Source organism: Streptomyces griseocarneus (genome assembly GCF_014655595.1).
Taxonomy (GTDB): Bacteria; Actinomycetota; Actinomycetes; order Streptomycetales; family Streptomycetaceae; genus Streptomyces; species Streptomyces griseocarneus.
This window is the reverse complement of record NZ_BNBL01000005.1, coordinates 439321-457755: the sequence shown is the minus strand read 5'-3', so window position 1 is coordinate 457755 and position 18435 is coordinate 439321. Positions and strand designations below refer to the sequence as shown.

At 71.7% G+C, this 18435-nt stretch carries 20 protein-coding genes and 3 pseudogenes; 13 read left to right on the top strand and 10 right to left on the bottom strand.

The window, feature by feature from the left end:
- Positions 1-150: 150 nt before the first annotated feature.
- The 4 genes from IE295_RS16225 (at position 151) to IE295_RS16210 (ending at position 3373) form a co-directional block, all read left to right on the top strand.
- Entirely contained in the window at positions 151-1203 is a 1053-nt protein-coding gene (locus IE295_RS16225; protein WP_229922973.1) for an SDR family oxidoreductase, read from the top strand.
- Positions 1200-1463 (top strand): acyl carrier protein, encoded by a 264-nt coding sequence (locus tag IE295_RS16220; protein ID WP_190064310.1) that lies wholly within the window; start codon positions 1200-1202, stop codon positions 1461-1463. Before IE295_RS16225 ends, IE295_RS16220 begins: the two co-directional genes overlap by 4 nt.
- Positions 1460-2689: a beta-ketoacyl-[acyl-carrier-protein] synthase family protein gene (locus IE295_RS16215; protein ID WP_190064309.1), complete on the top strand. Its 1230-nt coding sequence runs from the start codon at positions 1460-1462 to the stop codon at positions 2687-2689. The genes IE295_RS16220 and IE295_RS16215 overlap by 4 nt, the downstream gene beginning before the upstream one ends.
- Before the next feature lie 96 nt (positions 2690-2785).
- On the top strand, positions 2786-3373 hold the full coding sequence (locus tag IE295_RS16210) for a hypothetical protein (protein ID WP_190064308.1): 588 nt from the start codon (positions 2786-2788) through the stop codon (positions 3371-3373).
- Between the two features lie 39 nt (positions 3374-3412).
- On the opposite strand, the gene IE295_RS16205 is transcribed toward IE295_RS16210, so the two are convergent.
- Positions 3413-4981, bottom strand: a complete 1569-nt coding sequence (locus tag IE295_RS16205) for an SMI1/KNR4 family protein (RefSeq protein WP_190064307.1) — start codon at positions 4979-4981, stop codon at positions 3413-3415.
- A 464-nt stretch (positions 4982-5445) separates the two neighbouring features.
- Here IE295_RS16205 and otr(A) point away from each other — a divergent pair, with 464 nt between their 5' ends.
- Complete coding sequence (gene otr(A) / locus IE295_RS16200) at positions 5446-7398, top strand: tetracycline resistance ribosomal protection protein Otr(A) (RefSeq protein ID WP_190064306.1); 1953 nt, start codon at positions 5446-5448, stop codon at positions 7396-7398.
- A 90-nt stretch (positions 7399-7488) separates the two neighbouring features.
- Here the strand turns inward: otr(A) and IE295_RS16195 are convergent, their stop codons facing one another.
- Positions 7489-7962: a carboxymuconolactone decarboxylase family protein gene (locus IE295_RS16195; RefSeq protein WP_190064305.1), complete on the bottom strand. Its 474-nt coding sequence runs from the start codon at positions 7960-7962 to the stop codon at positions 7489-7491.
- A 233-nt stretch (positions 7963-8195) separates the two neighbouring features.
- On the opposite strand from IE295_RS16195, the gene IE295_RS16190 reads away from it, so the two are divergent.
- Positions 8196-9371: a serine hydrolase domain-containing protein gene (locus IE295_RS16190; protein WP_190064304.1), complete on the top strand. Its 1176-nt coding sequence runs from the start codon at positions 8196-8198 to the stop codon at positions 9369-9371.
- Between the two features lie 125 nt (positions 9372-9496).
- Positions 9497-10336 carry an arylamine N-acetyltransferase family protein gene (locus IE295_RS16185; protein WP_190064303.1) on the top strand — a complete coding sequence of 280 codons (840 nt, stop codon included), beginning with the start codon at positions 9497-9499 and terminating at the stop codon, positions 10334-10336.
- A 31-nt stretch (positions 10337-10367) separates the two neighbouring features.
- Here IE295_RS16185 and IE295_RS16180 read toward each other — a convergent pair whose 3' ends face one another.
- Both IE295_RS16180 and IE295_RS16175 read right to left on the bottom strand, forming a co-directional pair.
- On the bottom strand, positions 10368-10562 hold the full coding sequence (locus IE295_RS16180; RefSeq protein ID WP_224323408.1) for a hypothetical protein: 195 nt from the start codon (positions 10560-10562) through the stop codon (positions 10368-10370).
- Positions 10559-10996: a helix-turn-helix domain-containing protein gene (locus IE295_RS16175; protein WP_229922972.1), complete on the bottom strand. Its 438-nt coding sequence runs from the start codon at positions 10994-10996 to the stop codon at positions 10559-10561. Before IE295_RS16175 ends, IE295_RS16180 begins: the two co-directional genes overlap by 4 nt.
- A 286-nt stretch (positions 10997-11282) precedes the next feature.
- Here IE295_RS16175 and IE295_RS16170 point away from each other — a divergent pair, with 286 nt between their 5' ends.
- The gene (locus tag IE295_RS16170; protein ID WP_190064302.1) at positions 11283-12302 is read left to right on the top strand and encodes an NADAR family protein; all 1020 of its coding nucleotides are present in this window, start codon (positions 11283-11285) and stop codon (positions 12300-12302) included.
- Between the two features lie 22 nt (positions 12303-12324).
- On the opposite strand, the gene IE295_RS16165 is transcribed toward IE295_RS16170, so the two are convergent.
- From IE295_RS16165 to IE295_RS33555, 3 genes and pseudogenes are all read right to left on the bottom strand, one after another.
- On the bottom strand, positions 12325-12636 hold the full coding sequence (locus tag IE295_RS16165; RefSeq protein ID WP_190064301.1) for a hypothetical protein: 312 nt from the start codon (positions 12634-12636) through the stop codon (positions 12325-12327).
- Between the two features lie 47 nt (positions 12637-12683).
- A pseudogene (locus IE295_RS33560) lies at positions 12684-12867 on the bottom strand (OmpA family protein); the annotation flags it as partial.
- A 66-nt stretch (positions 12868-12933) separates the two neighbouring features.
- On the bottom strand, positions 12934-13104 hold the full coding sequence (locus IE295_RS33555) for a hypothetical protein (RefSeq protein WP_224323410.1): 171 nt from the start codon (positions 13102-13104) through the stop codon (positions 12934-12936).
- Positions 13105-13225: 121 nt separating this feature from the next.
- On the opposite strand from IE295_RS33555, the pseudogene IE295_RS34435 reads away from it, so the two are divergent.
- From IE295_RS34435 to IE295_RS16155, 3 genes and pseudogenes are all read left to right on the top strand, one after another.
- Positions 13226-13427: pseudogene (locus IE295_RS34435) on the top strand (IS5/IS1182 family transposase); the annotation flags it as partial.
- Positions 13428-13691: 264 nt separating this feature from the next.
- Positions 13692-13916: a hypothetical protein gene (locus IE295_RS16160; RefSeq protein WP_190064300.1), complete on the top strand. Its 225-nt coding sequence runs from the start codon at positions 13692-13694 to the stop codon at positions 13914-13916.
- 45 nt (positions 13917-13961) lie between these two features.
- Positions 13962-14327: a hypothetical protein gene (locus IE295_RS16155; RefSeq protein WP_190064299.1), complete on the top strand. Its 366-nt coding sequence runs from the start codon at positions 13962-13964 to the stop codon at positions 14325-14327.
- Between the two features lie 580 nt (positions 14328-14907).
- Here the strand turns inward: IE295_RS16155 and IE295_RS16150 are convergent.
- On the bottom strand, positions 14908-15465 hold the full coding sequence (locus IE295_RS16150; protein WP_190064298.1) for a DUF3291 domain-containing protein: 558 nt from the start codon (positions 15463-15465) through the stop codon (positions 14908-14910).
- A 362-nt stretch (positions 15466-15827) separates the two neighbouring features.
- Between IE295_RS16150 and IE295_RS33545 the strand changes: the two genes are divergently transcribed.
- Positions 15828-16268 (top strand): hypothetical protein, encoded by a 441-nt coding sequence (locus IE295_RS33545; protein WP_224323411.1) that lies wholly within the window; start codon positions 15828-15830, stop codon positions 16266-16268.
- A gap of 359 nt (positions 16269-16627) precedes the next feature.
- On the top strand, positions 16628-17521 hold the full coding sequence (locus IE295_RS16140; RefSeq protein WP_190064411.1) for a methyltransferase domain-containing protein: 894 nt from the start codon (positions 16628-16630) through the stop codon (positions 17519-17521).
- A 245-nt stretch (positions 17522-17766) separates the two neighbouring features.
- Here the strand turns inward: IE295_RS16140 and IE295_RS33540 are convergent, their stop codons facing one another.
- A complete protein-coding gene (locus IE295_RS33540; RefSeq protein ID WP_229922971.1) occupies positions 17767-17985 on the bottom strand; it encodes a recombinase family protein in 219 nt (72 codons plus the stop codon).
- A 59-nt stretch (positions 17986-18044) separates the two neighbouring features.
- Positions 18045-18209, bottom strand: a pseudogene (locus IE295_RS16130) (cupin domain-containing protein); the annotation flags it as partial.
- Positions 18210-18435: the final 226 nt, after the last annotated feature.

Genomic DNA, 18435 nt, shown 5'->3' with positions numbered 1-18435 from the left:
CCGGCCCCGCCCCGCCGGCCGTCCCGCGTACTACCGTTTGCCGCACTGTTGTCCGCCGGGCCGGGCCCGCCGGGCGCCGTCCGTCCGGTGTGCGCCGGCCGTCCGGTGTGCCGCGAAGAAGTGCCACACGAAGAAGTGCCACGGGAAGAGGTGCCGTTGATCGTCATCACCGGGGCCACCGGCTTCCTCGGCTCCCACCTCCTCCCCCATCTGCTCGCCACCGGCGAGCCGGTCACAGCCCTGGTCCGCGACGAGCCGCCGTCCGCGCTGCGCCGACTGCTGCGTGCCGTGGCCGCCGCCGGCGATGGACGGGCCCTGCTCGACGACCTGCCCTCCCGCGTCCGGTTCCTGCGGGCGGACCTGTCCGCTCCGGCCCTCGGCCTGTCCGGGCACGAGCACCGTGAACTCGCCGGAGCGGCCCGGCAGATCTGGCACTGCGCCGCCCTGACCACCATGACCGCCGACCCGTCGCTGCTGCGCCACGTCAACGTGGAGGGCACCCGGCGCGTCCTGGAACTGGCCGGTGCCGCGCCACGGGCCCGGCTGCTGCACGTGAGCACCGCCTACGTGTGCGGTGCCCGGCAGGGCCTCGTCCGCGAGGACGACCTCGACGACGACGCCGGCTTCCTCAACCCGTACGAGGAGTCGAAGTTCGCGGCCGAACGGCTGGTTCGCTCCTGGGCCCGGGAGCACGGCCGGCCGGTCACCGTGTTCCGGCCCAGCGTGCTCGTCTCGGACCGCCGACGGCCGCCGCGCACCCCACGCCACCCGCTGTCGGTGCTCGGCCGCGGCCTGCGGCTCCTGGCGGAGGAGGCGGGCCCGCCCGCCCCGGTGGGCCTGGCGGGTTCGCCGGCGGCGACCACGAACCTGCTGCCGGCCGCTTACGCCGCGCGGGCCATGGCCGCCGTCGCGGCCGCCCCGCCCGGGCACGCCTGCGACACGTACCACGTCGTCCACCCTGTCGACACGCCCGTCACCGACGTGCTGGAGGCGATGGGCGACGTCTGCCCGGACCTGTCGGTGCGGCTGACGGCGGACCCCCGGCCCCTCGACGCCCGGTTCGCCGAGCTGACGGCCGGCTTCCACCGCTACGCGGCCTCGGCCGTGCGCTTCGACCGCACCCGCCTGGACACCGTCGCGCCCCTGCCGGCACCTCCCCCGCCCGTCACCCGCGACTACCTCCGGAAGGCTCTGAGTTCGTGACCGACGCCTATACCCTGCTCACCGGCTTCCTCCGCGACCGCTTCGCCGTGCCCGCCGCGGAACTGACCGAGGACACCACGTTCACCGACCTCGGCATGGACTCCCTCGACCTCGGCGAGATGGCCGTACTCGTACGCAAGGCGCACGGCCTGGCGCTGGAGGACGTGCGGGCCGGCAGCACGCTTCGGGAGGCAGCCGACCGGCTGGACGCGGCCCGCCGGGCCGCCGCCCCGGCGGCCGGTCCCGGGCCCGTGGCGTGAGAGGCCGGGAACGGGACGTCGCGGTCACGGGCCTGGGCCTGGTCACGCCGTGCGGCACCGGCACGGCCGCCACGTGGCGGGGGCTGTGCTCCGGTGTGCCCACCGCCGTCGCCGACGAGCGGCTGAGCGGGGCGCTGGTGGACATCTGCTGCCCGGTGGGCGAGTTCGGGGCCGTCGAAGCGCTCGGTCACCGGGTGGTCCTGCGGACCGACAGGTTCACCCAGATGGCGCTGGTCGCGGCGCGGGAGGCGCTCGCCGACGCCGCCCTCTCCCCCGCCGAGTGGGATCCGTCCCGGGTGGGCGTGGTGATCGGGGTGAGCACGGGCAGCACCGAGAGCTGGGCCCCGCACTTCGCCAGCCTCGCGGCCGGGCGGCCCGAGGACGTCTCGCCCTTCCTCCTGCCCCGCACGGTGCCCAACATGGCGGCGGCCGAGATCGCCATCCGGTTCGGCGCGCAAGGGCCCGGCTTCGCCGTCAGCACGGCCTGCGCCGCCGGCGCCACGGCGATCGGCGTCGCACGCGACCTCGTCCGGTCGGGAACGTGCGACGTCGTCGTCGCCGGGGGCAGCGAGGCCCCGGCGGTGCCCATCGTCGCCACCTGCTTCGCCCAGATGGGCGCGCTCTCCCGGCGCACCGACGATCCAGCGGGCGCGTGCCGGCCGTTCGCCGCCGGCCGGGACGGCTTCGTCCTCGGCGAGGGCGCCGGCATGCTGATCCTGGAACGCCCCGAGCACGCCACCGCGCGCGGCGCCACCCTCCACGCCCGTCTGACGGGCTACGGCGCCTCGTCCGACGCCCACCACATCACCGCGCCCCACCCGCAGGGGCGGGGCGCGGAGGCGGCGATACGCGCCGCCCTCGCGGACGCGGGACTGGTCCCCCGCGACATCGGTCACGTGAACGCGCACGGCACGGGTACCGTCCTCAATGACCTCGCGGAGGCCCGGGCGTTGCGTCGTGTCTTCGGTACGCCGCCCCCGGTGACGGCCGTCAAGAGCATCGTCGGCCACGCACTCGGCGGGGCGGGCGCGATCGAGGCGGCCTGCACGGTCCTCTCCCTGCGGCACGGGCTGGTACCCCCCACCGCCAACCACGACGAGCCGGACCCTGACTGCGACCTCGACGTGGTGACGGCGGCCCCCCGGCCCGTCAGGGCCACCTCCGCGCTGTCCAACGCGTTCGGCTTCGGAGGGCAGAACGCCGTCCTCGTCTTCGAAACGCCTTGAGCGTCCTGATAGTTGGTCCGACGACGCCCGTCACCATTGCGGGTGATCGGCGACACCGGAGGGCGACGCGACGGCGCTGGCGTCGTTGGACAGCCCATGGCGATTCTCACGACGCTGAAGAAGCGAAAAAGGCTGCTGACCCTCTCCCTCCTCTCAGCGACCGCACTGAGCGCCCTCGGCGTGGCGCTGGTGGGCCCGGCACTCCCCGTGACCGGATCGGGCACGTTCTGCCTCGCCAAGAACACGGGACTCGCCCTGACAGGCACCCAGGGCGCGGCGGAGAAGGAGGGCTGTGTGGCCCTTCCGGGCAAGGGCAACCTCTCCATGGACCTGATGAGCGGCGAGATTCCGCTGAAGGGCGGTATGCGGCTGTCGGCCGGCGGACACCGGCTCGACGTGACCGGGCTGCGCATCCGTGTACCCAGCCGCACCACGACCGCGGACATCGCGGTCGACGGCGGCGCGCGCTCGTCCGTCACCTTCCTGACCTATGGCATCAGCCCGTCGCACGTGACCGTCGACCATCAGGCGGCCCGGGCCCGGGCGATGAACCTGAAGCTCGCCGAACCGGCCGGTGCCGCCTTCCGCAAGGCGTTCCCGGCCGCGCACGTCGCACCCGGCGGCGACCTCTTCGTCTTCGACGGTTCGGCCGCCTTCACACCCGGCGGGGTGCCGGCACCCTGACCTCCGGTCGGCCGGAGGACCCCGGCAGGGCAGTGCCTTTCACCCGTCGGAGGTCCGGAGGGTGCCGGTGACCCGGAGGGCGTTCTCCGTGTCGAGGCCGAGGCGGGCCGCCCAGGCGAGGGCGTCGTCGAGGGTGGCGTCCGCGTCGGCCAGGCAGGCGGCGGTGAGGGCGGGGGGCACTCCGCCCTTGTCGAGCAGGGCGGTCCACTGGCGTCCGGTCAGGGAGAGGTAGCGGAGGTCCGTCAGGTCGGCCAGAACGGCCGGATCGAGGACGGCGGCCCGGGAGAGGTCGAGACCGCGCAGGTGGGGGACGGTGCGCAACGGGGTGAGGTCGGCCGGGACGGTGGTGGTCAGATCGAGGGAGGCGAGGTGGGGGTGGCCGGCGAGCGGGGTCAGATCGCCGGTGCCGAGGGTGACGCGCAGGGATTCGACGGGCAGGTCGCGTACCGGCGTCAGGTCGGTGGTGGCGGAGCGGTTGAGGTGCAGTCGGCGAAGGCGGGGGGCCGCGGTGAGCGGGGCGAGGTCGACGTGGCCGGGGGCGTCGTTGATGTGGATCGCCTGGAGGGTGGCCGGGACCTCATCGGGGATCTCGCTGATGATCTCCCGGGGGGCGTGGTCGCAGGCGGGTTCGAGCAGGGCGATGTGGTCGCCGCGCTTCTCGTACGCGCCCTGGTCCAGCAGTTCCAGGTAGTGGCCCAGGAGTGAGGTGACCGAGTCGGCGACATGGCCGGGGCCGTCGTCGTAGTCGCGGCCGGTACGGATGATCTGCCCGGGACGGCCGTCGCGGGCCGGGGCCGTGTCGACGGCCAGGTAGTTGCCGTCCTCGCTGGTGGCGAAGCGCAGCCAGCCGGCGTGGCCTCCGCAGCGGCGGACGGTATCGGCGGGGGTGGCGTCGAGGACGACGGCGTCCCATTCGAGGTCCCAGCCGTACCAGGGCCGTTCGCCCGCGCTCTCGGCGTGCTCGGCGACGAGGCTCTCCAGCGACAGCCAGGCGTTGCCCTGGAACAGATAGCGGTGCTCGTGGTCGACACCGTCACCGTCGGCGATCGTGTAGAGCGCCCGCAGGTCGGGGGGCAGCCGGCGGCCGAGGCGGCGTTCGGCTTCGTCGATCGCGGCGGCGGTGGCGGGCGGGGGCAGTTCCTCGGGGTGTCCGAGGATCGCGGCGCGCCGCTCGAGGAAGGCGCGGAAGCGGGTCCTGGCCAGCTCGGGGTCACCGGCCGGCGCCGCGGTGCCGGGCTCCTGCAGCAGGCCGGGCTGGGGCAGCCGGTGGTCGGGGTCGAGGACCGCTTGGAAGCCGCTGCCCGTCCCGGTCACCCGGCTGATGGCGTCGTTGAAGGCGACGAGCCGGTACTCGCCGGACGGCCGGCACTGGATCTCGAGGCTGACGGGCTCCCAGCCGCGGTCTTCGCGCAGTGCCTCGGCCAGTGCCATGAGTTCCCTGTACGGATTGGGCAAGCCGCTGTTCCAGCGGTCCTTTCGCGGGGAGTAGCCGCCGGTCGCCGAGGTGCCGCCCCGCCCTGCCCGGCTGTGCAGCACCGCGTGCGTCCAACCGCTCGGCGCGCTCGCGGCGATCGCCTCGACTATCGGCCGTAGGGTCCGGTCCACCATGCTCTGCTCCCGTGCTGTCGCTGTTGCCAGGGCATCATGGCAGCGACCACTGACACACGGAGAACCCCGGACCCTCGGGCGCGCAACCGGAGAGGGGCCGGGAAGGGCATCCCCGTCGCATGCCGTTCCCGGCCTTCGGTGCCCGGCGGGGCCGCTCGGCCCCGCCTCGTACCCCGGCGGCCGCGAGCAGCAGGAGGCGCAGGCCGGCGAGCGGCAGCCGACGGCGCCGTCCGCGTCTCTTGTCCCATGCCCCCATCGCGGGTTCCTCCCGCCCCGTCGCCCAAGGTACGAGGCGTCTTCGGGCGCGGGAACCCGGCGGGCGCGCGGAAAACCGGTTGTCCGCGGGGGTGGCCGGTGCGCAAGCTGAAGGGCACTCGATCACCGATGGGAGCATGCGATGCGCCGATTCCTCGAAACACCCCAACGCCCTTACCGGACAGTGGATTTCGAGGACTTCGTCACCCATGCAGATCCAGCACACCCTGAACATCGGCATCGTCGCGCACGTGGACGCGGGTAAGACCAGCCTGACCGAGCGCCTGCTGTTCGACACCGGCACGATCGACCGGCTCGGCAGCGTCGACGGCGGGAGCACGCGGACGGACACCGGGTCCGTCGAGCGACGGCGCGGCACCACCGTCCGCTCCGCGGTCGTCTCCTTCGCCGTCGGCACGACGCAGGTCAATCTCATCGACACCCCCGGGCACGCCGATTTCGTGGCCGAGGTCGAGCGGGCCCTCGAGGTGCTCGACGGCGCGGTCCTGGTGCTCTCGGCCGTCGAGGGTGTCCAGGCACACACCCGCGTCCTGATGCGGACCCTGCGCGACATGGGGTTGCCGGTGCTCGTCTTCGTCAACAAGATCGACCGGCCGGGTGCCCGGCGGGACGGTCTGCTGACGGACATCCGGCGGAAGCTGACGCCGCATGTCCTCCCCATGACGGCGGTGCGCGACCTCGGTACGCGCGCCGCTCGCGCACTGCCCGAGTCGTTCGACGACCCGGACTTCCGTACGCGCACGGGCGAGGCGCTCGCCGAGACGGACGACGTGCTGCTCGCCCGGATCGTGGACGGTCCGCCGCCCTCCCGTGAGGAGCTGAGGGCCGCGCTCCGCGACCGCACGGCACGGGGGCTGGTGCACCCCGTGTACTTCGGTTCCGCGCTGAGCGGGCAGGGCGTCGGCGCTCTCGTCGAGGGGATCACAGGCCTGCTCCGGCCCCCGCGCGCCGACACCGCCGACACGGCACCGGCGGAGGCGGCCGCGCCGACGGGCACGGTCTTCGCGGTCGACCGCGATCCGTCCGGCCGGAAGACCGCTTACCTGCGGCTGTCCACCGGGGCGCTGACCGCGCGCCGGCGGGTCACGCTCCACCGCCGCGGACCGGACGGCACGCACGACGCGTACACCGGCCGGATCACCTCGCTCGACGTGGTCGGCCGCGCCGGCGACGGCGACGGCACGAGCCGTCTGACGGCGGGGAACATCGGGAAGCTCACCGGCCTGACCGAGGTCCGGGTGGGCGACCTGCTGGGAGAGCCCGACGGGCGGGCCGGCGGTCCGCGCCGCCCACGCTTCCCCGCGCCCACGCTGCGGACCGTCGTCCGGCCGCGCGACGCGGCGCCCGGGGCGGCGGCGCGCCTGCGCGCGGCCCTGCGGAGCCTCGCCGAGCAGGATCCGCTGATCCACGCGAGTGCCGAGCCCGACGGCGCCACGTCGGTGCTGCTGTACGGCGAGATCCAGAAGGAAATCATCGCGGCCGCTCTCACGGAGGAGTTCGGTATCGAGGCCGTCTTCGAACCCAGCCGCACCGCATGCGTCGAACGCCCCGTCGGCACCGGCGAGGCGTACGAGGAGATGGGGCGGCGCGCCCCGTCCCCCAGCGGCTTCTGGGCCACCGTCGGGCTGCGCGTCGAGCCGGCGGAGCGGGACACCGGTGTCGCCTTCCGGTACGAGACCGAGCTGGGTGCCCTCCCCCACGCCTTCCACTGCGCCGTCGAGGAGAGCGTGCACGCCGCGCTGCGACGGGGCCCGCACGGCTGGGCGGTCACCGACTGCACGGTCACCCTCGTCCGCTCGGGCTTCGCGGGCCCGGTCAGCACGGCCGGCGACTTCCGCGGGCTGACACCGGTGGTGCTGGGCAGGGCCCTGGAGCGCGCCGGCACACGGGTGTTCGAGCCCTGCCACCGCTTCGAGGCGGACATTCCCCCGGACGCGCTCGCGGCGGTCACCGGGTGTCTCGCCGAACTGGGCGCGGACATCGGCGAAACGGCGGGCGGCACGGAGTCGTGGCTCCTCAGGGGCCTGGTGCCGGCCCGCCGGGTCCGCGCCGTCGAACAGGGGCTCCCGGGCCTGACGCGCGGCGAGGGCGTGTGGTGGTCGCGACCGTGCGGCGACGGACCGCTGATCGGCTCGCCGTGATCGTCGCGGCACCGGCCACGCCCTCTTCCCGCCGGGCGGACGAACGGGTCCGGGGTGGACCCGTTCACGTCAGGCGCACGGCGCGCACGGTCATCCGAACTGACCGGGCTGGTAGTCGCCGGCGGGCATCCGGAGCATCACGTTCGCGCGGTTGAAGGCGTTGATGAGGGTGATGACGCCCACCAGGGCGCCGAGCTGCTCCTCGTCGTAGTGCTTGGCGGCGTTCGCCCACACCTCGTCCGGGACGCCGCCAGCCGCGTCGGCGATGCGGGTGGCCTCCTCCGCCAGCTCCAGCGCGGCGCGCTCTGCCTCGGTGAAGACCGTGGCCTCGCGCCAGACCGCGACCAGGTTGAGGCGCTCGGCGGACTCCCCGGCGTGTACGGCGTCCTTGAAGTGCATGTCGGTGCAGAAGCCGCAGCCGTTGATCTGGCTGGCGCGGAGCTTCACCAGCTCCTGCGTCGAGGCCGGCAGGGTCGAGTCCTCGAGCACCTTGCCCGCGGCGATGACGTGCTTGAAGACCTTGCCCAGGACCGGGTTGGTGAAGGCGTTGAGACGTGCTTCCATGATGCGCTCCATGCCGTTGTCCGACGGTTACACAACTTTGACGAGACAGCTCGGCGCGTTGTGACATGACCGCCTGTGACGTGCGTCTCGCCCGTCGCGCCGCGACGTCAGGATCCCGCGCCGACCTGGGCGGTCGGTCTTCGCCGGACACCCGCCCCCCCTGGGGAACGACCGCCCGCACAGGATGGTTGTGATCTTCGAACAGCATGTGATCGACAACGGGGGAACAGAGCATGGCGCACGACGACGACCAGGTGCACGGGACTGTGGCGGAGGGGTTCGAGGCCGTACGGGAGGCATTCGCCGCGGTGCTCGAGGAGGCACGGGACGCGCCCGAGGCGCAGCTCGTGGTCCATGTGGACGGCCGCCGGGTGGTCGACCTGTGGGGCGGCCCCGGCACGGCGGCGGACACGCTGACCGGCCTCTACTCCATCACCAAGGGTGCCGCCCACCTCGTGGTCGCGCTCCTGGTGCAGGACGGCGTCCTCGACCTGAACCGCGAAGTGGCAGCGTACTGGCCGGAGTTCGCGGCGGAGGGCAAGGACCGGCTCACCCTGCGCGAGCTGCTCGCGCACCGTTCCGGAGTCGTCGGCGTCGACGGCGGGTTCACCACCGGGGAGTTGGCCGACGACCGGCTGATGGCCGCGCGGCTCGCCGGGCAGCTGCCGTTCTGGGAGCCGGGAACGGCCTATGGCTACCACGGGTTCGTGATCGGCGCCCTGACGGGCGAGGTCGTGCGGCGGGTCACCGGCCGCTCGATCCAGGAGATCCACGAGGAGCGGATCCGGGCGCCGTACGGGCTCGACTTCCACCTGGGCCTGCCCGAGGCCCTCGAAGCGCGCTATGCCGACGTGCTGCCGATGCTGCCCACGCCGGAGGAGGCCAGGCGGCTCGCCGCCAGGGCGGCGGCCCCGGGCAGCGTCAGGAGCATCGCCTTCAACCAGAACGCGACCCCGCCGACCGACCTGGTGGCCCTCGCCAACACCCGTGCCGTCCGGGCACTCGGCCCCACATCGTCCGGCGGGATCGGCACCGCGCGGGGCGTGGCGGGCATGTACGCCGCGGCGATCAGCGAGGTGGACGGCCGGGCTCCGCTGCTGAAGCCGGAGACCGTCACCGAGTTCGCCCACGTCCACTACCGCGGGACCGACCTGGTCACCGGCAACAACGACGTCTTCGGGCTGGGCTTCGAGGAACTGAGCGGCCGCTACCCCTTCCTCGGCCCGGACGCCTTCGGCCACAGCGGCGCGACCGGCTCGCTCGGCTTCGCAGACCCCGACAGCGGCGTGGCCTACGCGTACACACGCCGCCGCTTCGGCTTCCCGTCGGGGTACGGCGCGGGCCCCGAGAACCACCGGCTGGCCGAGGCCGCGGTGCGGGCGGCCGCCGCCGGACGCCAGGCGTACTGATCGCGAGCGTCGCGGCCGGGGCGAGGCCCGGACCAACTCGTCGAGGAATGAGGAGATTTCTGACGCTGCCGGGCGGCGATACCGGTGACTATGCTGATCATCCGTTCGGACAGCGAGGGGGCAGCATGATCAACGTCGACGGATATCTGGCCGTATTAGGGGTGGCCCAGCCGGCGGCCCCGACCGCCGAGGCGCTGCGGGCACTGCACCGGGCGCAGGTGGAACGGGTCGCCTACGAGAACCTCGACATCCACCTGGGGAGACCGACCAGCATCGACGCCGCGGAATCCGTGGCCCGGATCATGCGCGGGCGCGGCGGCTACTGCTTCCACCTCAACGGGGCCTTCAGCGCGCTGCTGACGGCCCTGGGCTATGACGTCACCCTGCACCGGGCCGGCGTGCAGTCCACCCCCGAGGACCCCGCGGGCGCGACCGGCAACCACCTCGCGCTCACCGTACGGCTCGACGGCGAGCGGTGGCTGGTCGACACCGGGCTCGCCGACGCGATGCACGAGCCGCTGCCGCTGCGCGAAGGCAGCTACACCCAGGGGCCGTTCACCTGCGCTCTGACCTCGTCGGTGGCGGAGCCCGGCGGCTGGCGGCTCACCCATGACCCCCGCGGCGCGTTCACGGCGATGGACTTCGCCCCGGACCCCGTGGAGCTGTCCTCCTTCGCCACGGACCACACCTGGCTGTCCACCTCCCCCGAGTCCCCCTTCGTCCGGGTCTTCACCGCCTTTCTCCGCGACGCCAAGGGCGTGGACATGCTGCGGGGCTGTGTGCTGCAACGGATCGACGCCGGGGGCACGGACGAGCGGACCATCGACTCGGCCGACGACTGGTACGACGTACTGACCGACGTGTTCCGGCTGGACCTGACCGACATCGACGCCCCCGCGCGGGCAGAGCTGTGGCACCGCGTCCACACCGGGCACCAGGAGTGGGAGGCCGCGGGACGGCGGTGAGGGGTGCCCCCTGTCGGAATCTCCCCGCCCCTCACCAGCGGACCGACGTCATGGTGACCGTACGCCCGTCACGCACGCGCAGGGCCCCGTAGACCCAGGTTTTGTCAGGCCCGCGGCCGTAGTCGACCTCGGACTTGATGCGGTGCCCGTCCGGCGACCGGCCCGGCGCCGGCGGGAAGGTACGCGGGATCACCGGTCCCAGTTCGTCGGCGCACAGCACGGTCACGCCGTCCGGCGGGTTGGTGCAGAGACCGATGATCCGCGTCCTTTTGGGGCGAAGTCCGGATCCTTCGAGCGGGTCCAGGAGCGGGTCCAGGAGCGGGTGCGGCGCCATCGCACGCCTTCGGCCAGCAGGGTCCAGCGAACCTGACTGCGGCCCGCCACGACGCCCGCCCGGCGGGCCACTGCGGCCAGGCAGTCCGGCGTCCACTCCGGCGGACCGGCCTCATCCTCGGCTTCCAGCTCTCCGCAGGGCTGCCACGACAGCCTGCCCGGCGGCACCAACCTGACCAGCGCGACGATGCGGGACCGTTCTTCCTCAGTGATCCGCCGCTGGCGGCCCTGCCCGCCCAGGTCCTCGAGCCCTTCCAAACCCGAGCGGTTGAACCGGTGCAGCCAGCACCGCACCGTCTTCTGACTGCAGCCCACCTCGGCGACCATCGCCGGCACCCGCAGTCCGCACCAGCTCAGTCCGACCATCCGGGCCCGCATCACAGCATCCCGCGGTGCTTCCGAGCCTGTGCCAGCCTGTGGATCAGTGCCTGCTCGATCTCGTCACGGCCAGACCTTGCCAGCAACACCATCCCCCAACACCCGCCCCAGGCGCCCATAACCTCCCCGCCACCAGGACATCTACCCAGCGGAAGAGGAATCGAGCACTAGCGGAGTGGGTCCCGGAGCGCACACGCGCTTCGGGGATTCCCCGTGCCCGGCCTAGACTCCCCGCGTGAGCAAGCAGCCGACCTTCCGGATCGTCGACGGCGAGCGGATACCGGGGCTGTCCCGGCCCGCGTTCGTGCGCAACGGCGACCACCACTACCTCGTACAGCTCGGGATCTACGCCGACGGACTGATCGACTGCTGGGGGCTGCTCACGCTCGAGGAGTTCGCCGCCGACCTGCGCCGGGGCAGGATTGCGACCCGGTTCGAGGAGGGGGCGCGGGCGGCGGTCCACGAGACGGTCGAGTGGGAGTTCGGCAAGGTCAACGGCCACCTCACGCCGGAGTCGCTGTACGCCGAGATCCGCGACGACATCGACGACCTGAACGGTCGGCCCGACTCCACCGCCCGGGCCTGGCGCGCCCTGCACGAGTTCCGCGCAGACCCCACCGAGGAGCGGCGGGCCGTCCTGCGCGCCGCGTACGAGGAGATCCCCGAGCACGAGCGGCACGCGGCGCTCGCGGATCACTCTGTGGGGGACGGCCCTCTGTACGACCTGGCCGTGGGCCCGGGCGGAGACGTGACCCCGGAGGAGTACCAGGAGTCGCTGGACTACTTCGACGAGGAGTGGGGCGATCCGCTGGAGTGGCTCACCCGGCAGGACCAGGAGCCGGAGCCGGAGCCTGCGGACGAGACCGTCGTGCTCCACGAGTGGCACGTGCCGGAAGACTGGCCCGAGGACGCGAGCCCGTCGGCGGTGCTCCGCAACGAGTACCCGGCCCCGGTCCGCATCGGCGACGTCACCTACCGGAACGTTCACGAGGCGTGGCTGGCCGTCGATCCGGCCCCGGAGGCCCGGACCGCGGTGATGGCCGCGCTCCTACGGGCCAAGTACGACCAGCACCCCGCACTCGCCGACGTCCTGACCGGCACGGGACCGGCCCGCATCCTCTACCGGGCGAACTCCTTCGCCCTCTCCGAAATCGCCTTCTGGGGTCACGAGGGTGAGGGCCGCAACTGGATGGGACGCCTCCTGGAAGCGACCCGAGCCGAACTCCACGCCCGCCGCCTGGGCCTGCCGCACTGACCGGAACCACCAGGCCCCGCCCTCAGACGAGAGCAGTCACCTGAAGCGCGAGGCCGACGTGCAGCAGCAGGCACGTACCCCACCCCTTGGCGCCCCGCCGGCCATGGCGGACCACACTCACCCACCCCGCGACCGTCAGCACGGCGACGAGCGCCAGCAGAATCCACGCCGTGACCAGCCACGGCGTGGAGAGGTCGCTCAGGTACCTGATCAGCGGCACCGGTATGAGGAGGACCAGGGGCACGCCCCACGTACCCTCGCTCGCCTTGCCGTCGGAGGCAGGTTCAGGTGCCGGTTCAGGGACCGGCGCATCGGTTCTCGTGTCGTTGTCCACCCACAGAGCCTGCCCTCCCGACCACCCCCACGGGAAGGGCCCGCCCCCTACCTCCTCGAGAAACTGACCTCCACCCGGCGGTTCTTCCTGCGCCCGTCCTCCGTTCCGTTGTCGGAGATCGGGTACTGCTCGCCGTATCCGCGGATCCCATAGCGGATACGGCGACGAGCCCAGGTCCTTCGCGAGCTGCCTCTGCACCACGTTGGCGCGCTCCCTGGAGAGGGCCACGCCGACCAGGCCTTCGCGCAACTGTTCCTTTCGTGGGCGCAGGTGCAGCAAAAGCGCCACCCGGTTTGCCTACGTCCGGAAGGTCTCTACCGCCAACACCTGCGGACCCTGTGCGAGGCCACCGTCACCGCCGACCTCCAGCGCCTGCGCGCCTTCCTCGTCAGCTGCATCCCCGAGCCCGACGGAGCCATGGTCCTCGGCTGCGTCCTCCACTTCGCCGACCGCATCCGAGATGCTCACCACCCCAGCCCCCAACTGACCAGGCTCCTCCCACCGCCCCGGCCAGGGCCGAACCCGGCCCCGGACCCGGCCAGAGCCGGGCACGCGGCTCGAAGGCGATCCGCGACCGGCACCGCCAACGGGGATCACCCACGCCATTCCCGAGCGGGCTGACCAGGCTCGCACCGGCTCAGGTGCGACAGCTGCGGCGGCCGGCCGCCGACCTTCGACCGCGAGGTCTACAAGCAGCACACGTGGTGGAAAGCTGCTTCAACCGCCTTAAACAGTGGCGCGGCATCGCCGCCCGCTACGACAAGACCGCTCAGTCCTACGAAGCAGCAGTTGCCACGTGCCGAGGGCTCTCAGTTCAGCGGCGGCGCCGAGGTGGCCGACGGTGCTGAGGATGCCGGGCTGGGCGCCGCCCCTTGCCGGGCGCGTTCCATGTGCCGGTGGCGAGCAGCGGGACCTCGGTCCAGTAGGAGCGGATGGTGCCGATTCCGTCGGGTGCGATGAACGAGGATCACAGCGAGCCGTAGCGCGAACCGCACGCCAGCCTCGCCCTCTGCCTCGAGACGCTGCGGGCCCGGCTGCCGGAACAGCACTTCAACATGCTGGCCGACGCCGTACGCGAGACGGCGGCGGCGCCGCCGGCGGACGGCCGCGAAGGCATCATCGACGCCGGCGAGGAACTGCATCCGGACCTGCACCAGGAGTTCACCACGGTCCTGACCATCCTGGCCAACGACCGCATGGACCACCACAGGGTGGAGGTGGCCGAAAATGCTCTCCTCAAGCCCTTCACACAGGCCATTGAATGCCGTGACCAACACTGATCATCCATCAGCATCAGTGCACTCTTCACGCTTGGGAGACACCCCATGAGACGACTCCGCACCGCGGGTCTGGCACTTCTCGGCGCGACGCTCGTCGCCTCCGTCACGGCGAGCCCGGCCCAGGCCTCGCCGGGCGAGACCCGCACGGTGTGCGCCGACTCGATGACCCCGGACGGCTGGGTCGACGTGAACTGGGGCACCAGCGCCTCGTGCCGCGTGATGGGCGGCTCGAACATCAAGATGATCAAGCAACTGGACGGCCTCCCCGTCGGCACCCAGGTCAATGCCTGCGCCAGCGCGCTCCCGCCGAAGGGCTGGACCAAGGTCCAGACCTACTACAGTGGCGGCTGCGTGGTCTTCGTCAACTCCTCCTTCACGCCGAACGCTTGGCTGCTGCAGAAGACCTCCTGACCGGAGGTCGGCGAGGGTGTGGCACTCAGCCAAGCGGCCGTCACCGACGAGCTCACCTGATCCGGGGACGGGCGTGCGACCTGGCCGTACGGGACGGAGCGGATACGGGGCGCGCAGCACATCGTCTGGCGGTGCATCGGCGGGCACGACATCTTCACCGGCCCGTGACGCACCCACGAACGGCGACGGCCGGACCCCCGGGTGGGGTCCGGCCGTCGCTCGTCAGCCTGGGAAGTTCCGAGCCACTCCGCCTTCGGAAGGCTGAGCACCAAAACCCTGTCGAGGCTTAGTAGTCGGCTCCGTAAATCCTTCGAGGGTTGGCTGTGGAGCCTGTGTTGTGTGTGGTGCGGGGTCAGATGCTGGGGTCGGTGAGGTAGATGCCGCAGGCACAGTCGAGGGCGTCTTCGGGGGTGCCGGCGAAGCCGCTGGTGGGCAGGATGGCGTCTTAATACTCATCGGTGCTCGCGAGGTAGAGGGCGAAGCCCCAGATACTGGCGGATCCGCCGTAGCGCAGACGCATCTGTTCGCCGTCATTCAATCGCGGCGTTTGACAGCGAACCCAGTCGTTCAGGCTTCCTTGTCAGCGAGCCTGGCCGCTCTTCGGCCTGATGCCTTTGATGCTGCTCGGGGTTCCGTCCGGGGCGAACGAGTGGTGGAAGGTGAAGGCGTGCTGCGCGGAGCCGTGGTTGTGGAGGTGTTCCAGCCTGGAAACCCCGTCCTGCCAGGTGGGTATCACACCGTCGGAGACCCACCAGCACACGTAACTCGGGTGTCCTGTCCTCTCGAACCAGTCGTAACGCCTGTTCAGCGCCTCACGGTGCAGACCGGTGTAGATGGCGTCGAAGGCGGGGCTCAGGTCGGTCCACAGTGAGAGGGTCGCGTCCAGGGCGGCGGTTTCCACAGTGCGGCCCTTGCCGTACCAGGTCGGTACGGCGAACTCGCCCCATGCACCCCAGTCCAAGTCGAAATGTGTGCCCCGGCCGCGGTCTGCCGCTTCAGCACGAGCGAGGTATCCGGGGTGCTTGCTGATTTTCCCGTAGATGGCCTTGCCGCTGTCGTGGAGTTCGCGTGTGAGAGGTGTGGGATCGGCGAGAGGTGACTTCAGGACGCCGAATGTGTACAGCGCAAGTTGGGGCATGCGTCTCTTCCTGCTTGGGGGTGCCTGGTGTGGACCCGGTTCGGTGGCTTGGGCATGGGGGCGGGCGAGGGTTCGTGGGGCGTGACCGACTCATCCCGTCGCGGGTGGCTCAGCCTGAAGGAACTCCTGCGCGACCGTGGGTGATCGCCGGAGACCAGGTGAAGGTAGCTGCCTCTGCGGCCCATGTCGAAGTTGCGTTTTCCCTGTCCAAGTGGCCTCTTGTACCGGTCATTGCGGGGGCTGGGGCGGTGACGGGCGGGGCAGGCTGCGGGGTACGAGTGATCCACTTCGGCCGGTCGGCTCGCCCGCCATGCCCGTCCGCCCCCTGTCCGACAGCCCCGAGTGCCGCCGAGCGCGTGCGGTTGAAGAAGATGGCCTACGGCCACAGGACCGAGCACCGGCTGAGGGTGCGTGCACAGGTGGTGCTGGACGCCGCGCGTGGACACTCCAGTGCATGCATCGCCCGGGAGACGGGTCTGCATTTGGACACCGTGCGTCGCCGGCCAGCCCAGGAGGCGCTCAAGCACTGGCAACACCGCTCCTGGATCTTCATCACCAGCCTCGGCTTCCGGCTGAAGGCCGCCCGGGTGCTGGACCTGTACGCCCGCACCTGGCAGGGCGAACAGCTCGGCGATGACGAGTACGTGATCAGCGCGGACGAGAAGACCTCCATCCAGGCCCGGTGCCGCTGCCACCCCACCCTCGCCGCCCGGCAAGGCCAGGGCGATGCGCGTCAATCACACCTACGGACGCGGCGGTGCCCTGGCCTGCCTCGCCGCCTACGACGTCCACGCCGCGCGTAACAGCACTGCGACGTCGCCACCGGCGCCAAGCCCTGCGAGTGGCGCGCCCCGGATCCCGAACTGGAGAAGAGGTACCACCCGTCATGAACGGGGACGTGCATCTGCTGGATCCGCCGGCCCCGACCTCACGTCGTGATCGAGGGCGTCCAGTACGACGTCGAACCGGCCGTAGCCGACAGTCCGGTCAGCGCGCTGTCCCGCGCCTGGTGCGCTGACTGTGAGGGCCGAATACATGTACCCCTCCTGGCGCGTCACGGTGCAGAACCGTGCTGTAGGACGTACGGGGTTCGCTGGCTGTGTGAGACATCCCTCTCCCGTCGTCGTGGCGCTGGTGGCCTGGGACGGTTGACCATGTAGTCATGACCTCCTCGCCCCGCCCACCCCACGTCGGTAGCCGACCGGATCCGATAGACGGGACCACCGCGCTCGATGGAGAGTCCGCTCCCGCCCGCGGGTACCTGCTGGACAACGCGCGCGCCGAGGCGGGCGAGCGATTCGTTTGGCTGGCCGAGCTGTTCGACGGCGTGACACGCGGGCACTTCGATCGACTGGGGGTCAGGGCCGGCTCGCGCTGCTGGGAAGTGGGGGCCGGTGGCCCCGGTATCCCGGAGGCGCTCGCGGCGGCCGTCGGTCCGACCGGGCACGTGCTGGCCACGGACATCGACCCGTCGTGGCTGAAGACAGGCGACGGGTACGAGGTGCGCCGGCACGACGTCGCCGCTGACCCGCCCCCGGAGCCGGGGACGTTCGATCTGGTGCACGCCCGCCTCGTGCTGGTCCATGTACCCGACCGGGCCCGGGCGTTGGCCACGATGGTGGCAGCACTACGGCCCGGCGGCTGGCTGCTGGTCGAGGACGCCGATACCGCTCTGCAGCCACTGGCATGCCTGGACGACAGCGGCCCTGCGCAGCGGCGGGCCAACCGGCTGCGTGACGCGGTCCGGGAGCTGCTGACGCGCCGCGGCGCGGACCTGCGCTACGGCCGGACACTGCCGCGGGCATTGCGTGAGGCCGGCTTGGTAGACGTCGCCGCAGCGGGCGCTTTCCCGGTCGGCGGGCTGGCCTGCGACCGGCTGGAGGCGGCGACCATCCGGCACGTGCGCGGCGAGTTGCTCGCGGCCGGCCTGGCCGACGACGCCGAGATCGACGCGCACCTGGCCGCCATCCACGCGGGCGAACTCGACCTGACACTCGCGCCGCTGATCTCGGCCTGGGGACGCCGTCCAGCCGAGCACCCGCCGGCACTCGGTTAGGTGCGGATCCAGGCGTTGTCCGACCTGCCCGCAGCGCTGTTCGTCGAGGAAATTTTCGGGCCGCAGGAGTAGCCCCTTACTCCATGGTTGAACGCTGAGGATCGGGGCTATCCGGGTGCCTTCAGCGGCTGTGGCCGTCTGTTCGTCGTGCTCACGCAACATCCGCATGACGGTGGCGGGTGAGGCGTGCTGGCCCTTTTTCTTGCCGGTGGTGATGACGAGCCGCTTGGCGATGTCGCGCAGGCTCATCTCCTGCTCGAGCAGGTGGAGGGCCATGGACAGCATGGACTCGTCAATGACGCCCGCGCCGCCGATCGTCTCGCCGGGCCTGCGGGCGGACTCGTGGCCTTCAGGGTGCGGTCGCGGATGTACTCGCGTTCCATGCCAGACAGGGCGCCCAACACGGTAAACACGACTCCGGAGGGGTCGTGTGAGCCCTGGAGCTCACCGTCGAGGAACTCCAAGCCGACGTCGCTCGCCTTCAGTTCCTCGGCCAGAGTCGCCAGTTCGATGCCGGGCCGAGCCGCTTGTGCTCGAAGCGCTCCACCCCGGGCGTGATGATGACGAGCATGTCCGCAATCTCGCCGGGCGCGGCGGCAAAGGCATGCTGTGTGCCGGGCGGTACGACGACCATGTCTCCGCGCTCCGCGGTGACTACTTGATCGCCCGACAGCGTACGTCGTGTGCCAGGTTGAAGGCCCCGGAGGCTTCTGCCGGACAGTGATCGCCAGCCGGGCGGTCAGGACAGCACACCCCGGTTTCCCTAGCCGACAGCGCCATGAGTCCGAGGCCCGGAACGCTCAGGACGGAGGTCGGTGAGCTGCTGGCCCGCAAGCCGAAGATGACTCTCTCGGTCGAGAAGACCCGCATCACCCACATCGACGACAGCTTCGTCTTCCGGGGATTCCACATTC

Coding starts and splice junctions, on each gene's coding strand:
- IE295_RS16210 (WP_190064308.1), top strand. CDS start 2,786: ATGGCGATTCTCACGACGCTGAAGAAGCGAAAAAGGCTGCTGACCCTC.
- IE295_RS16205 (WP_190064307.1), bottom strand. CDS start 4,981: ATGGTGGACCGGACCCTACGGCCGATAGTCGAGGCGATCGCCGCGAGC.
- IE295_RS16195 (WP_190064305.1), bottom strand. CDS start 7,962: ATGGAAGCACGTCTCAACGCCTTCACCAACCCGGTCCTGGGCAAGGTC.
- IE295_RS16190 (WP_190064304.1), top strand. CDS start 8,196: ATGGCGCACGACGACGACCAGGTGCACGGGACTGTGGCGGAGGGGTTC.
- IE295_RS16185 (WP_190064303.1), top strand. CDS start 9,497: ATGATCAACGTCGACGGATATCTGGCCGTATTAGGGGTGGCCCAGCCG.
- IE295_RS16175 (WP_229922972.1), bottom strand. CDS start 10,996: ATGGTCGCCGAGGTGGGCTGCAGTCAGAAGACGGTGCGGTGCTGGCTG.
- IE295_RS16160 (WP_190064300.1), top strand. CDS start 13,692: ATGCTGGCCGACGCCGTACGCGAGACGGCGGCGGCGCCGCCGGCGGAC.
- IE295_RS16155 (WP_190064299.1), top strand. CDS start 13,962: ATGAGACGACTCCGCACCGCGGGTCTGGCACTTCTCGGCGCGACGCTC.
- IE295_RS16150 (WP_190064298.1), bottom strand. CDS start 15,465: ATGCCCCAACTTGCGCTGTACACATTCGGCGTCCTGAAGTCACCTCTC.
- IE295_RS16140 (WP_190064411.1), top strand. CDS start 16,628: ATGACCTCCTCGCCCCGCCCACCCCACGTCGGTAGCCGACCGGATCCG.